The sequence below is a fragment of the Stenotrophomonas maltophilia group sp. SKK55 genome, from assembly GCF_057179845.1.
In genome coordinates, this window is sequence record NZ_JBXUHP010000012.1 from 24,263 (window position 1) to 37,419 (window position 13,157).

General features: G+C 66.9%; 13 protein-coding genes. 7 read left to right on the top strand and 6 right to left on the bottom strand.

The annotated features are described in order from the left end of the window. Positions 1-24: 24 nt before the first annotated feature. From AC2A1N_RS07355 to folB, 4 genes are all read right to left on the bottom strand, one after another. A complete protein-coding gene (locus AC2A1N_RS07355) occupies positions 25-570 on the bottom strand; it encodes a hypothetical protein (protein ID WP_242889814.1) in 546 nt (181 codons plus the stop codon). 128 nt (positions 571-698) lie between these two features. Continuing rightward, a complete protein-coding gene (locus AC2A1N_RS07360) occupies positions 699-2,873 on the bottom strand; it encodes a glycoside hydrolase family 3 N-terminal domain-containing protein (protein WP_484371905.1) in 2,175 nt (724 codons plus the stop codon). A gap of 128 nt (positions 2,874-3,001) precedes the next feature. After that, positions 3,002-4,273, bottom strand: a complete 1,272-nt coding sequence (locus tag AC2A1N_RS07365) for a mechanosensitive ion channel family protein (protein WP_111096701.1) — start codon at positions 4,271-4,273, stop codon at positions 3,002-3,004. Positions 4,274-4,364: 91 nt separating this feature from the next. Continuing rightward, entirely contained in the window at positions 4,365-4,718 is a 354-nt protein-coding gene (gene folB, locus AC2A1N_RS07370) for a dihydroneopterin aldolase (RefSeq protein ID WP_005415016.1), read from the bottom strand. 365 nt (positions 4,719-5,083) lie between these two features. On the opposite strand from folB, the gene AC2A1N_RS07375 reads away from it, so the two are divergent. After that, on the top strand, positions 5,084-5,743 hold the full coding sequence (locus AC2A1N_RS07375) for a hypothetical protein (RefSeq protein WP_484371908.1): 660 nt from the start codon (positions 5,084-5,086) through the stop codon (positions 5,741-5,743). A 33-nt stretch (positions 5,744-5,776) separates the two neighbouring features. On the opposite strand, the gene tsaD is transcribed toward AC2A1N_RS07375, so the two are convergent. Beyond that, positions 5,777-6,802, bottom strand: a complete 1,026-nt coding sequence (gene tsaD, locus AC2A1N_RS07380; protein WP_049426946.1) for a tRNA (adenosine(37)-N6)-threonylcarbamoyltransferase complex transferase subunit TsaD — start codon at positions 6,800-6,802, stop codon at positions 5,777-5,779. A gap of 166 nt (positions 6,803-6,968) precedes the next feature. Here tsaD and rpsU point away from each other — a divergent pair, with 166 nt between their 5' ends. The 6 genes from rpsU to AC2A1N_RS07410 all read left to right on the top strand — a co-directional run bounded on the left by rpsU (position 6,969) and on the right by AC2A1N_RS07410 (position 12,117). After that, positions 6,969-7,184, top strand: coding sequence for a 30S ribosomal protein S21 (gene rpsU / locus AC2A1N_RS07385; RefSeq protein ID WP_002808376.1), 216 nt, complete (start codon positions 6,969-6,971; stop codon positions 7,182-7,184). A 133-nt stretch (positions 7,185-7,317) separates the two neighbouring features. Continuing rightward, positions 7,318-7,761, top strand: coding sequence for a GatB/YqeY domain-containing protein (locus AC2A1N_RS07390; RefSeq protein WP_005415013.1), 444 nt, complete (start codon positions 7,318-7,320; stop codon positions 7,759-7,761). A 105-nt stretch (positions 7,762-7,866) separates the two neighbouring features. After that, a complete protein-coding gene (locus tag AC2A1N_RS07395) occupies positions 7,867-8,787 on the top strand; it encodes a YihY/virulence factor BrkB family protein (protein ID WP_134968964.1) in 921 nt (306 codons plus the stop codon). A 60-nt stretch (positions 8,788-8,847) separates the two neighbouring features. After that, on the top strand, positions 8,848-10,587 hold the full coding sequence (gene dnaG / locus AC2A1N_RS07400; RefSeq protein WP_061480357.1) for a DNA primase: 1,740 nt from the start codon (positions 8,848-8,850) through the stop codon (positions 10,585-10,587). Positions 10,588-10,613: 26 nt separating this feature from the next. Beyond that, a complete protein-coding gene (locus tag AC2A1N_RS07405; RefSeq protein WP_061480358.1) occupies positions 10,614-11,114 on the top strand; it encodes a protein tyrosine phosphatase family protein in 501 nt (166 codons plus the stop codon). A gap of 31 nt (positions 11,115-11,145) precedes the next feature. Next, the gene (locus AC2A1N_RS07410; RefSeq protein WP_019662218.1) at positions 11,146-12,117 is read left to right on the top strand and encodes a bile acid:sodium symporter family protein; all 972 of its coding nucleotides are present in this window, start codon (positions 11,146-11,148) and stop codon (positions 12,115-12,117) included. Positions 12,118-12,262: 145 nt separating this feature from the next. On the opposite strand, the gene cyoE is transcribed toward AC2A1N_RS07410, so the two are convergent. Continuing rightward, a complete protein-coding gene (gene cyoE, locus AC2A1N_RS07415; RefSeq protein ID WP_061480359.1) occupies positions 12,263-13,156 on the bottom strand; it encodes a heme o synthase in 894 nt (297 codons plus the stop codon). Position 13,157: the final 1 nt, after the last annotated feature.

Sequence of the window (13,157 nt, forward strand, 5' to 3'; positions counted from 1 at the left end):
CCCCGCACGCGGGGCCGTCTGCGTTCATTGGATGGTGATGACCTTCACCTCGGTCTTCGTGCAGGCCTGATCCAGGCACTGCCCGTTCAACCACACCTGGCCGCTGCCGATCATCACGCCCTGCTGGTTGACGAACACCTTGCCGAAATCCTGCTCGGACACCGCCTTGACCACCGCCGGGGTGATGATCTTCTCGTAGTTGCGCTGGAACTCACCGGGGCCGGTGATCTTCTTTCCGCCACCGACGTTCAATGGAAAGCGCACTTCCTCGACCACCGCAGCGCGATCGCCGCCAACCGCGGCGGCCTTGAACGCATTGAAGACCTTCTCGAACTGCGCCGCATCGCCAAGCAGCGTTTCGATGCGCGCGCGTGCGTCTTCGGCGGGCGCTTCCGCTGCGGGCGCGGCCGGTGCCGAAGCAGCGGGTTCAGTGGCAGATGCCGCAGGCGTTGCCGGGGCGCTGGCCTCCATCGGCGGCGGTTCATCCGCCGCAGGCTCGGCCGGCGGTGCCGCCGGCTGCGAACAGGCGGCCAGCAACAGGGCGGGAATCAGACAAGCCATCCGGCGCATACGCGCACTCCATCGAAACAGGGAGCCCGATGGTAGCGCCGCCACAGTGACGGCAACAAAAAGGGGACGGAGGGGATTAAGTCGTTAGTGGCACAAACGACTTAATCCCCTCCGTCCCCTTTTTCTGATCAGGCCTTCAGCAGTTCGAACTGCACGGCTTCGCCGGCGGCCGACGAGGCGCAGACCCACAGGTCGAACTGGCCCGGTTCGGCACGCAGCACGCCATCGCGGCCGGTGAACGCCAACTGCTCGCGGGTCAGGGTGAACACCACGTCGGTCGACTCGCCCGGCTGCAGTGCCACCTTGCGGAAGTCCTTCAGTTCGCGCACCGGACGCACGCGGCTGGCCACGCGGTCGTGGATGTACAGCTGCACGACTTCCTCCCCGGCCACATCACCGCTGTTGGTCAGCGTGGTGGTGATGGTCAGCGTGTCGTCCCAGCCGAGCTGTGCCGTACTCAGCTGCGGCACGCCGTAGGCGAAGGTGGTGTAGCCGATGCCGTGGCCGAACGGGTACAGCGGCTCGTTCGGAATCTCGCGCCAGCGGGCCTTGAACTCCGACATGGTCGGCAGTTCCGGTCGACCGGTACGCGGGTGGTTGTAGAAGTACGGCTGCTGGCCGGACACCTGCGGGAAGCTGACCGGCAGGCGACCGGACGGGCTGTAGTCGCCGAACAGCACATCGGCCACGGCATGGCCGGTCTGCGTGCCCAGGTACCAGGTCACCGCCACGGCCTGTGCATTGCGCACCGCGCCCTGCAGCGCCAGCGCGCGGCCATTGCGCAGCAGCACCACCAGCGGCTTGCCGGTCATCGCCACAGCCTCGGCCAGCGCCTGCTGTGCCGGCGGCAGGGTGATCTCCACACGCGACTGTGCTTCACCGCTGTAGCGTTGCGGTTCGCCCAGCGCCAGCACCACCACATCGGCGCGCAGCGCGGCAGCCACCGCCGCTTCGGTACCGCCCGGAATGGCCGCTTCCAGTTCGCAGCCCGGCACGATTTCCAGCAACGCTTCGTCGCCGATGGCGGCACGCACGCCGGTTTCCAGATCCACGTAACGCTGCTTGTCGCCGAACAGCGTCCAGCAGCCTTCGATGTTCTCGCGGTCCTGCACGAACGGGCCGATCAGCGCGATCTTCTGCCCGGTCTTCTGCAACGGCAGCACGTTGTCACGGTTGTTCAGCAGCACGATCGAACGCCGCGCGGCATCGCGCGACAGTTCATCATGCGCGGCGATATGCGAGGTATCCGCTTCGCGCGCCGGGTCCAGCGAACGGTACGGGTCGTCGAACAGGCCGATGGTTTCCTTCAGCCACAGGATGCGGCGCACGCCTTCATCCAGCACCGCCATCGGCACTTCGCCGCTCTCGACCAGGCCCGGCAGGTGCTCGGCGTAGAAGCCGCTCTGCATGCTCAGGTCCAGGCCGGCGGTGAACGCCTTGGCGGTGGCATCGCGGTCGTCGGCGGCGTAGCCGTGCGCGACCAGCTCCATATCGGCGGTGTAATCGGAGATCACCACGCCCGGGAACTTCCATTCGCCGCGCAGGATGTCGGTCAGCAGTTCGGCATTGGCGCTGGCCGGCACGCCGTTGATGTCGTTGAACGAGGACATCACGGTGATCGCGCCGGCCTCGAAGGCGGCCTTGAACGGCGGCAGGTGCACATCGCGCAGGGTCTGCGGCGAGATGTCCACCATGTTGTATTCCATGCCGGCCATCACCGCGCCGTAGGCGGCGAAGTGCTTCGGCGTGGCCAGCAGCGAATCGGCGGCGCGCAGGTCGCTGCCCTGGAAGCCACGCACGCGGGCGGCGGCGAACGCACAACCCAGCACCACGTCCTCACCGGCGCCTTCGGCTCCACGGCCCCAGCGCTGGTCGCGGGCGATGTCCACGGCCGGGGCATAGGTCCAGTGCAGGCCGGCAGCGGTGGCTTCGATGGCGGTGGCGCGCGCGGTGCGCTCGGCCAGGTTTGGCTCGAAGCTGGCGGCCTCGCCCAGCGGGATCGGGAACACGGTACGCATGCCGTGGATGACGTCGGCGGCCAGGATCACCGGGATGCCCAGGCGGCTCTCCTCGGTGGCGACCTGCTGGATGCGGCGGCCCAACTCGGCGCCCACGCCATTGAACAGCGAGCCGACCTTGCCCTCGCGCACCTGCTGCAGCACCTGGTCGGCATTGCGCACGTTGGCTTCCGGGTTCACGTCCGGGGCGAACGGGCGGACCATGTCCGCGAAGACACCCAGCTGGCCGACCTTTTCCTCGACGGTCATCTGGGCAATGAGGGATTCGATGCGATCGGAGGCCACCGGCAGTCCTTGATGAAAACGTTTACAAGCCCGGCATTCTAGCGATCCCGAGCCATTTGGCGAGAGGTTTCTTCGTTCAGTTTCAGCCAACAGCGGGGCCCGTATGGTCCCGCCAGGGGCACCGCAGCTTACTCCGAGCCGGCCAACTGGCGCTGCCCGGCCATCAACATGGCGTCGCTGGAGGCCTGGAACACCCGCAAGCCAAACGCCGGCAGAATCGCCAGCAGGTGGTCGAAGATGTCCGACTGCACGGCCTCGTACTCGCTCCAGGCGGTGCTGCGGGTGAAGCAGTACAGCTCCAGCGGCAGGCCTTCGGTGGTGGGCTGCAGCTGCCGCACCAGCAGGGTCATGTCGGTATGGATGCCCGGATGGCTGCGCAGGTAACGCTCCACATAGGCACGGAAGGTACCCAGGTTGGTCACCCGGCGGCTGTTGACCTCGGCCACGCCCTGCTCGCGCAGGCGCCCGTTCCACTGCCCCAGTTCCTGCTCCTTTTCACGCAGGTAGTCACGCAGCAGCGCGAATTCGCCGAGGAAGGCCAGGTCGCCGTCGTCGAGGAAACCGACGCTGTGCTGGTCCAGGTACAGCGCGCGCTTGATCCGGCGGCCACCGGCCTCCTGCATGCCGCGCCAGTTCTTGAACGACTCGGTCACCAGCTTCTTGGTCGGGATGGTGGTGATGGTCTTGTCGAAGTTCTGCACGGTGATGGTGTGCAGCGCGATGTCGATGACGTCGCCGTCGGCGTTCTGGCTGGGCATCTCGATCCAGTCGCCGATGCGCACGCGGCCATCGCCACTGATCTGCACGCTGGCCACCAGCGACAGGATGGTGTCCTGGAAGATCAGCATCAGCACCGCCGTGGCCGCGCCGAGGCCGGTGACCAGATAGCGCAGGTCGACGCCGGCCAGGGTAGCGACGATCGACAGGCCGGCGATCACGAAGATGACGATCTTGGCGACCTGCAGGTAGCCCTTGATCGGCTTGTTGCGTGCCTCGGGGCGGCGCTCGTACAGATCGTTGGCCGCATCCAGCGCATGCGAGATGGCCAGCACCACGGTCAGGATCGCCCACGCCTGGCAGGCGCCGATGATGAAGCTGACCAGGCCCGGCGGCAGGTCCGGCACGATGCGGATGCCCGAGGCGATCACCTGGCTGGGCACCACGTTGGACAGGCGCGAGATCACCCGCATCAGGTGGCTGCCGCGGCCGGTGTCAGCGCCGGGGAGGCGGCTGAGCAGGCGCCGCAGGCCACGCAGCAGGATGCGCTTGGTCACCCAATTGGCCAGGCCAGCCGCGATCAGCAGCGCCGAGATCATCAACGCCAGGTAGGCGCCGGGATAGGGTTCCAGTGTGTTCTGCAGCCGTTCCAGCCACTGTACCGCCACCACCGCGTCCACCATCAGTTGTCTCCTGTCTGTTTCGTTGTTGCCAAGGTTGCCGGCCAGCGGCCGGCACTACCGGGGTTTCCGGCCAGCGGCCGGATTTACCGGGTCAGTCCCGCGAGCGTTCGATGATCACGCCCACCGCGCGCGCGCCGCGCACCGCGCCGGGCTTGCTCAGCTTCAGGCGCAGCCACTTCACGTCGAATTCGTCCAGCACGATCTGCGCGCAGCGCTCGGCCAGGGTCTCGACCAGGCCGAACTCCGACTCGCGCACGAACTGCTCCAGGCGCTTGCTCACCGCCTTGTAGTTCAGGGTGTGGGCGATGTCATCGGTGGCCGCGGGGCGACGGTTGTCGAAGCCCATTTCCAGGTCGAACACCAGGTCCTGGCGGATCCGTCGTTCCCAATCGTAGATCCCGATCAGGGCGTCGATCGTCAGCCCTTCGATGAAAACCTTGTCCATTGCGGTTACCGGCACGAATACAGGAAGCCATGGTAACGGCACGGCGGTGAGCCTGCCCGGAACGGGCGGTGGGCGGCCGGCAGGGACGCGGCTCCAGAAAAGACAAAGGGCCCTGCTAGCGGGGCCCTTTGGTACTACCGTTTGTCCCCGGGGGGAGCTGTTGAACAGCCGCGAGTCCCGGTGGCGCAGGCACGCAGAGTAGGCAAGGACCAGATCGTCGGTCAAGACCAATTCCGACAGGCAAGCTCAGGTATTCGTCCGAGGCGAAACACAGAGAATCGGCCGCACGGACAACGACGTTCCCTTATGGTTGTTGCCCGCCTGACTGGCCAACATCGATCCATTCTTCACCACCGCACATCACGATGGCTTCACACGATGCACTGCGGCGCGCGTTGTCAGCGGAGCGTCTGTCCACTTACGAGAGAATCGCATCGACCTGCAGCCCCGACGTCACAGCCGAATCCCTGTACCTGTGGAACATGCGGATGTGCAGTGCTCTGATGATGCCGGTCCATCTGTGCGAAGTGGTCACCCGCAACGCCGCTGCAGCGGTGCTCGCCAGGCAGCATGGCCCGCGTTGGCCCTGGAATGGTGCCTTCCGACGGAGGCTGCCAACCTCATCCAGTACTTCTCCGCGCACGGCACTGGAACAACTTGCCAGCCGCGTAACCGATACACCTGGGATCGTTGCCAACCTGCCGATGGTGTTCTGGCAGCAGCTCTTCACCTGTCGCTTCGACTCCACGCTTTGGATACCCGCACTCAGCAGGGTTCTGCAGCATGCTCCCTCTGCTCATCCCAGTGCCGTCAGGAAAGCCATCCATGCGGATATCGGACGCATCCGCCACCTACGCAACCGCATCGCCCACCACGAACCCATCCTGGAACGCGACATCGGCGCCGACCTGGCCGCGATCGGGCGGCTGATCCACGCCCGCTGCCCGCATACGCTGGGCTGGTTACAGCGCCATGAGCGGGCAACGACGGTGTTGGCGGCGTCGCCATTGGCAGGGCGTCGGTAATACGTCCGCCGGGCGTGGCGCGGCGCTACCGGATCAGACCGCCGGCAGCGTCGCCATGTCCCAGCGCGGGGTCACATCCACCTTCGGCGGGCTGTGCTGGCCGGCCTGCAGGCGCAGCGCGCCGGCGAAGGCGATCATCGCGCCGTTGTCGGTGCACAGCGCCGGGCGCGGGAAGCAGGCGCGGCCGCCGAGGCGCTCGGCCATCTGCTGCAGGCGGGCGCGCAGGCGCTTGTTGGCGCCAACGCCGCCGGCCACCACGATCACATTGGTTCCGGCCGCTTCCAGCGCGCGCTCGCACTTGATCGACAGGGTCTCGACCACTGCGTCCTCGAAGCCACGGGCGATGTCGGCGCGGGTCTGTTCGCTCTGGTCGCTGTCGCGCCAGGCCATCAGGACCTGGGTCTTCAGGCCGGAGAAGCTGAAATCCAGCCCGGGGCGGTCGGTCATCGGGCGCGCGAAGCGGTACGCGCCCGGCGTGCCCTGCTCGGCCAGCCTGGCCAGCTGCGGCCCACCGGGGTACGGCAGGCCCATCAGCTTGGCAGTCTTGTCGAAGGCCTCGCCGGCCGCATCGTCCAGGGTCTCGCCCAGCAGGCGGTACTGGCCGATCGCATCCACCGCCACCAGCTGGGTATGGCCACCGGACACCAGCAGCGCCACGAACGGCGCTTCCGGCGGGTCGTCTTCCATCAGCGGAGCCAGCAGGTGGCCTTCCATATGGTGTACGCCGACGGCCGGTACCTCCAGCGCCCAGGCCAGCGACCGGGCCACACCGGCGCCGACCAGCAGCGCGCCGACCAGGCCGGGACCGGCCGTGTAGGCCACCCCGTCGATGTCGCCTACACCCAGACCGGCTTCGGCCAGGGTCTGGCGCACCAGCGGCAGCAGCTTGCGGACGTGGTCGCGGCTGGCCAGCTCGGGCACCACGCCACCGTATTCGGCGTGCAGGGCGATCTGGCTGTAGACCGCATGGGCGCGCAGGGCTGCGCTGCCGGCCAGGTCGGTGTCATACACCGCCACGCCGGTCTCATCACAGGAGGATTCGATGCCAAGGACTCGCATGCCTGCTATTATGACGCCCCTGCCGTCCCCTCGGGGAACGTGCAGATCTCACTGCTTTCGAACCGCCGGCCCGTATTCAGGGTTGGCCGCTTGCAGTTTGTCGATTCGCCGCTATAATGTGCGGCTCGCCGGGCGTGACCCGGTTCTACTGTGTCCCGGAGATTCCATGCCCAGCGTCAAAGTCCGCGAGAACGAGCCCTTCGAGTTTGCTCTTCGCCGCTTCAAGCGCACTTGCGAAAAGGCCGGTGTGCTGGCCGAAACCCGCAAGCGCGAGTTCTACGAAAAGCCGACCCAGGAGCGCAAGCGCAAGGCCGCCGCTGCTGTGAAGCGTCAGCTGCGCCGCTCGTCGCGCGACGTCACCAAGCGTCAGCGCCTGTACTGATCGGACGCATCTTCATTGCGGCGGGCCTGCCCGTCGCGATGGAGCCGAAGCCGGCACGCGCGAGCGTCGCCGGCTTTTTGCGTTTCCGGGTTCGGGCATCCGCCCCGCCCCACCTACCACCACGAGGTTCCTCATGAGCATGAAGCAGCAGCTCACCGAAGACATGAAGGCCGCCATGAAGGCGGGCGAGAAGCACAAGCTGGGCGTGATCCGCCTGATCAATGCCGCCATCAAGCAGCGCGAAGTGGACGAGCGCATCGAGCTGGATGACACCGCCGTGATCGCCGTGCTCGACAAGATGGTCAAGCAGCGCAAGGACTCGGTCAGCCAGTACGAAGCGGCCAACCGCGAAGACCTGGCCGAGATCGAGCGCGCCGAGATCGTGGTCATCGAAGCCTACCTGCCGGCCAAGATGGGCGAAGCCGAGATCGTGGCCGCCATCCAGGCCGCCATCGCCGAGACCGGCGCCTCCGGCCCGGCCGACATGGGCAAGCTGATGGGCGCACTGAAGCCCAAGCTCGCTGGCCAGGCCGACATGGGCCTGGTGTCCAAGCTGGTCAAGCAGCAGCTGGCGTAATCCGGCACACGGGGTCGGATCCCTTTCGCAACACGAAAGGGCTCTGACCCCATTGATGCACCCGCTTCACCGCACCTTCGTTGGCCGCCTGCTACAACCACACCCATGGTTGAACCCGAGCCCAACGTTCCCGTGTCCCTGCACAAGTACCTCAAGCGCCTGCAGGACAGCTTTCCGATGGCGGTGGCCAAGCGCTTCATCGACGTCGACGTGCTGACCCAGGCCGCCTCCGTTTCTTTCTACGCCCTGCTGTCGATGGCACCGCTGCTGGTGCTGCTGCTGTGGTTGACCGCCTCGCTGTACCCACCGGCACAGCAGGCGCTGATCGGCCAGATCAGCTCGGTGGCTGGCAGCAGCGCGGCTACGGTGGCCGAAACCGTCCTGAAGAACGCTGACAACCAGCCCGACGTCGGCTCGTTGGCAGGGCTGTGGAGCACGCTGCTGCTGTTCGTGGGCGCCACCGCCGTGTTCGCGCAGCTGCAGAACGCGCTCAACCTGATCTTCCGCACCAGTGGCGAGCGCCTGGAGGGCATCAAGGCCTGGCTGCGCAAGCGTGTGTTCTCGTTCGGCGTGGTGCTGGCCCTGGGCTTCCTGCTGATCCTGTCGATGACCGCCACCACGGTGCTGCAGGTGGCCTTCGCGCAACTGCCCTCGATCCTCCCCGCGCTGGGGTACGTCACGAGCCTGCTGCTGTATGCAGTCGGCTTCGCCTTCATGTACCACTACCTGCCCGACCGTCGCGTGGCGTGGCGCCAGGCCTTCATCGGCGGCGTCATCACCTCGGCACTGTTCGCACTGGGCCGCTACGGCATCGGCGTCTACATCGCCACCGTGGCCCCCGGCAGTGCCTACGGCTCGATGGGCGCGCTGGTGATCTCGCTGGTCTGGATCTATTACGCGACTGTGGTCTTCTTCGTTGGCGCGCTGATGACCGCGGTGATCGATGAGCGCCTGCGCGCGCGCCATCACCTGGCCGCCGCCGGCATCGATCCGGCAACCGCCAGCCAGGTGCCCGACAGGGGGTAAACTAGGCCGACCGCCCCGGTTCCGTCGCGTGGTCCTGTACCGCGCCCTGCCCTGTTGCCCATGGCCCGTATCCCCGACGCTTTCATCGACGACCTGCTGGCCCGCATCGACATCGTCGAGGTGGTGGGCAGCCGCGTGCCGTTGAAGCGCCAGGGCAAGGAATACGCCGCACGCTGCCCGTTTCATGACGAGCGCTCGGCCTCGTTCACGGTCTCGCCGACCAAGCAGTTCTATCACTGCTTCGGCTGCGGCGCGCACGGCACCGCGATCAGCTTCCTGATGAACTACGACCGCCTCGAGTTCCTCGACGCGGTGGATGAACTGGCCAAGCGCGCGGGCATGGACGTGCCGCGCAATGAGAACCCGCGCAGCCCCCAGCAGCAGGACGACAGCCGCGAGCTGTACTCGGCACTGGATGCCGCCGCCCGGTTCTTCCAGAAGAACCTGGAAAGCAGCGACAAGGCACGCAGTTACCTCGATGGCCGTGGCGTGGACGAAGAGAACCGCGCGCGCTTCCAGATCGGCTACGCGCCGGACGGCTACAGCGGCCTGCGCGACGCGCTCGGCAAGGACGAGCGCCGCATGAAGCTGCTCGACCGCGCCGGCCTTTTCTCGAAGAACGACCGCGGCCACGTCTACGACAAGTTCCGCGACCGGGTGATGTTCCCGATCTTCGACCGCCGTGGCCGGGTGATCGCCTTCGGTGGCCGCGTGTTCGAGAAGGACGACGGCCCCAAGTACCTCAACTCGCCCGAGACCGCGCTGTTCCACAAGGGCCGCGAACTGTATGGCCTGTGGCAGGTGCGCCAGGCCAACCAGAAGATCGAGCGGCTGATCGTGGTCGAGGGCTACATGGACGTGGTTTCGCTGTTCCAGTTCGGGGTGACCCAGGCGGTGGCCACGCTGGGCACCGCGACCACGCCGGACCACGCCGAGCTGCTGTTCCGCAACGCGCCGGACGTGTTCTTCTGCTTCGACGGCGACGCCGCCGGCCGCCGCGCCGGCTGGAAGGCCCTGGAGTCGGTGCTGCCGCGCATGAAGGATGGCCGCCAGGCCTTCTTCCTGTTCCTGCCCGATGGCGAGGACCCGGACACCATCGTGCGCAAGGAAGGCGCCGAGGCCTTCAACGAGCGCCTGAAGCAGGCCACGCCGCTGTCGCAGTTCTTCTTCGATGAACTGACCCGCGAGATCAACCTGGGCACGCTGGACGGCAAGGCACGCCTGGCCGAACGCGCCAAGCCGATGCTGGCGCAGATTCCCGACGGCGCCTTCGGCGACCTGATGAAGCAGCAGCTGGCGCAGCTGACCGGGCTCGGCGGCAACGCCCAGGCTGCACGCACGCCGATGCCGCAACGCCAGCCGCAGCGGACGATCCAGCCCGTGGCCAAGCGCAGCCTGGTGCGCGGCGCGATCGCCGTGCTGCTGCAGCAGCCGTCGCTGGCGCTGACGCTGGGCGGCAAGCACCACTTCCAGGGCCTGCGCCTGCCCGGCGTGGAACTGCTGCTGGAGCTGCTGGGGCTGGTCGAACAGCGCCCGGACATCAGCACCGGCGCCCTGCTGGAACACTTCGACGGCCGCGAGGAACAGGCCTCGCTGCATACATTGGCTGCACAGACGCTGCCCGGCACCGAAGCCAGCTGGACCCAGGAACTGCACGACGCAGTGGCCCAGCTGGAGAAACAGCTGCTGGTGCAACGTCTGGAGGAGTTGTTGGCAAAGCAGCGCCAGCAGGGCCTGGACGATACTGACAAATACGAACTGCGCGAGCTGCTCAAGGCCCGCGCCGGGCTGCGCCTGTAGCAGCAGAACGTTTCACGGAGAGGACCATGCTGCTGCGCCTGACCTGCCTGCTGTTGTTGTCGCTCTGCCTGCCACTGACGGCCCTGGCCGAAGACGCGCCCCTCAACGAAGTACGCCCCGGCCTGTATGCCGGTGGCCAACCCAGCGCCGCACAGCTGCAGGCCCTGGCCGCGCAGGGCGTGCGCACGGTGATCGACCTGCGCCAGCCTGGCGAGGACCGGGGCTTCGATGAAATCCACGCGGCCGAATCGCTGGGCCTGCGCTATGTGCGCATTCCGGTGGCCGGCGCCGAGGGCCTGGATGCGGCCAATGTGCGCGCCGTGCACCAGGCCCTGCAGCAGAGCCAGGGGCCGGTGCTGCTGCACTGCGCCTCCGGCAACCGCGCCGGTGCCGTGCTCGGCCTGGTCAATGCCCGCTATGAACATGCCAGCCCGGAGCAGGCGCTTCAGCTCGGCCAGCGCGCCGGCCTGAAGTCGCTGGAAGCCGCCACCCGCCAGCGCTTGGCCACACCGGTCACCTCGCCCTGAACCACCCTCCGCACCAAGGACTCTGCCCACCATGACCCGCTGGTGGTCGCGCCTGCGACCGGACAACTTCACCCTCGCCCTGCTGTGCACCGTCGGCCTGGCCTCGCTGCTGCCGATGAAGGGCGCCGCTGCCATCGTGCTCGACGATGTCACCACCGTCGCCATCGCCGCGCTGTTCTTCCTGCATGGCGCGCGCCTGCCGCGCGAGTCGATCATCGGCGGCATGCTGCACTGGCGGCTGCACCTGACCATCCTGGCCTGCACCTTCCTCCTGTTCCCGCTGCTGGGGCTGATGTTCAAGCCACTGTCGGGCTGGCTGCTGACTCCGGAGCTGTACCTGGGCGTGCTGTTCCTGTGCACCCTGCCGTCCACCGTGCAGTCGTCCATCGCGTTCACCTCGATGGCCCGCGGCAACGTGCCGGCAGCGGTGTGCAGCGCCTCGCTGTCGAGCATCCTCGGCGTGTTCCTGACCCCACTGCTGCTGACCGCGCTGGCCGGCACCTCCGGCGGCGTGCATGACCCACTGCACGCGATCGGCGGCATCATGCTGCAGCTGCTGGTGCCGTTCGTGGCCGGCCACCTGCTGCGGCCGTGGATTGCCGGCTGGGTGGAGAAGCAGCGCGCGCTGCTGCGCTACACCGACCAGGGCACGATCCTGCTGGTGGTGTATTCGGCGTTCGGCGAAGCGGTGACCGAAGGGTTGTGGAGCAAGACACCGCTGCTCTCGTTGCTGGCCGTGGCCGTGGTGGCTGCCGTGCTGCTCGGCATCGCCATGCCGCTGATCACCTTCATCGCCCGCCGGCTGCGCTTCAACCGCGAGGACGAGATCGCCATCGTGTTCTGCGGCTCGAAGAAGAGCCTGGCCACCGGCGTGCCGATCGCCAAGGTGCTGTTCGCCGGCGGCAGCCTCGGCGCGATCGTGCTGCCGGTGATGATCTACCACCAGATCCAGCTGATCGTCTGCGGTGTGATCGCGCAGCGGTATGCGAAGCGCGCGCCCTGACCCGATCTGGAGACATCCACGCATGGCGTGGATCTGCTTGAACACTCCACGCATGGCGTGGATCTGTTGTAGAGCCGAGCCCACGCTCGGCTGCTCTTCCAACCACCCCTCAGCCGAGCATGGGCTCGGCTCTACAGGTGGCGCTTTACAACCAGGGCAGGATCCAGTGGTCGACCAGCAGGAAGGCGAACAGCGCCATCAGGTAGACGATGGAGTAGTAGAACATCTTCATCGAGAACAGCTCGTCCGGCGGGTTCAGCATGCGCCAGGCATACCAGAGGAACACCGCGTTGAGCACGATCGCACCGCCCAGGTAGAACGCACCACTCATGCCCACCAGGTACGGCAGCAGGCAGACCAGCGCCAGCACCACCGAATACACCATGATCTGCTTGCGGGTGTGCACCACGCCGTGGGTCACTGGCAGCATCGGGATCTCGGCCTTGGCATAGTCCTCGCGGCGGAAGATCGCCAGCGCCCAGAAGTGCGGCGGCGTCCAGATGAAGATGATCAGCACCAGCAGCGACGAGTACGCCCAGTCCGACGAGCCCTGCATGCCGGTGACCGCAGCCCAGCCCAGCATCGGCGGCATCGCGCCGGCCAGGCCGCCGATGACGATGTTCTGCGAGGTCGCGCGCTTGAGGTACACGGTGTAGATCACCGCATAACCGATCAGCGAGGCGAAGGTCAGCACCGCAGTGATCAGGTTCACCCACAGCACCAGGATGGTCATCGACAGCACGATCAGCACGCCGGCGAACACCAGCACCTGCCATGGCTTGACCTTGCCGACCACCAGCGGGCGCCACGACGTGCGTGCCATCTGCGCATCGATGTGCGCATCCAGCAACTGGTTGATCGCGGCGGCCGCCGAAGCGGCCAGCCAGATGCCGAGGAAGCCGAGCAGGCCGGCGCGCACCTGCTCCCAGCTGGGCACGCCCGGAATAGCCAGGACCATGCCGACCAGGGCAGTGAAGACAATGAGGGCGACGACCTTGGGCTTGGTCAGGTCCCAGTACTGGCGGTAGTTGGAAAACATG

What these genes read in the sequence shown, in the direction of transcription:
- AC2A1N_RS07375 (WP_484371908.1), top strand. Translation starts at nt 5,084, where the DNA reads ATGGCTTCACACGATGCACTGCGGCGCGCGTTGTCAGCGGAGCGTCTG.
- tsaD (WP_049426946.1), bottom strand. Translation starts at nt 6,802, where the DNA reads ATGCGAGTCCTTGGCATCGAATCCTCCTGTGATGAGACCGGCGTGGCG.
- AC2A1N_RS07410 (WP_019662218.1), top strand. Translation starts at nt 11,146, where the DNA reads ATGACCCGCTGGTGGTCGCGCCTGCGACCGGACAACTTCACCCTCGCC.
- rpsU (WP_002808376.1), top strand. Translation starts at nt 6,969, where the DNA reads ATGCCCAGCGTCAAAGTCCGCGAGAACGAGCCCTTCGAGTTTGCTCTT.
- cyoE (WP_061480359.1), bottom strand. Translation starts at nt 13,156, where the DNA reads ATGTTTTCCAACTACCGCCAGTACTGGGACCTGACCAAGCCCAAGGTC.
- AC2A1N_RS07395 (WP_134968964.1), top strand. Translation starts at nt 7,867, where the DNA reads ATGGTTGAACCCGAGCCCAACGTTCCCGTGTCCCTGCACAAGTACCTC.
- AC2A1N_RS07405 (WP_061480358.1), top strand. Translation starts at nt 10,614, where the DNA reads ATGCTGCTGCGCCTGACCTGCCTGCTGTTGTTGTCGCTCTGCCTGCCA.
- folB (WP_005415016.1), bottom strand. Translation starts at nt 4,718, where the DNA reads ATGGACAAGGTTTTCATCGAAGGGCTGACGATCGACGCCCTGATCGGG.
- AC2A1N_RS07390 (WP_005415013.1), top strand. Translation starts at nt 7,318, where the DNA reads ATGAGCATGAAGCAGCAGCTCACCGAAGACATGAAGGCCGCCATGAAG.
- AC2A1N_RS07355 (WP_242889814.1), bottom strand. Translation starts at nt 570, where the DNA reads ATGCGCCGGATGGCTTGTCTGATTCCCGCCCTGTTGCTGGCCGCCTGT.
- AC2A1N_RS07365 (WP_111096701.1), bottom strand. Translation starts at nt 4,273, where the DNA reads ATGGTGGACGCGGTGGTGGCGGTACAGTGGCTGGAACGGCTGCAGAAC.
- dnaG (WP_061480357.1), top strand. Translation starts at nt 8,848, where the DNA reads ATGGCCCGTATCCCCGACGCTTTCATCGACGACCTGCTGGCCCGCATC.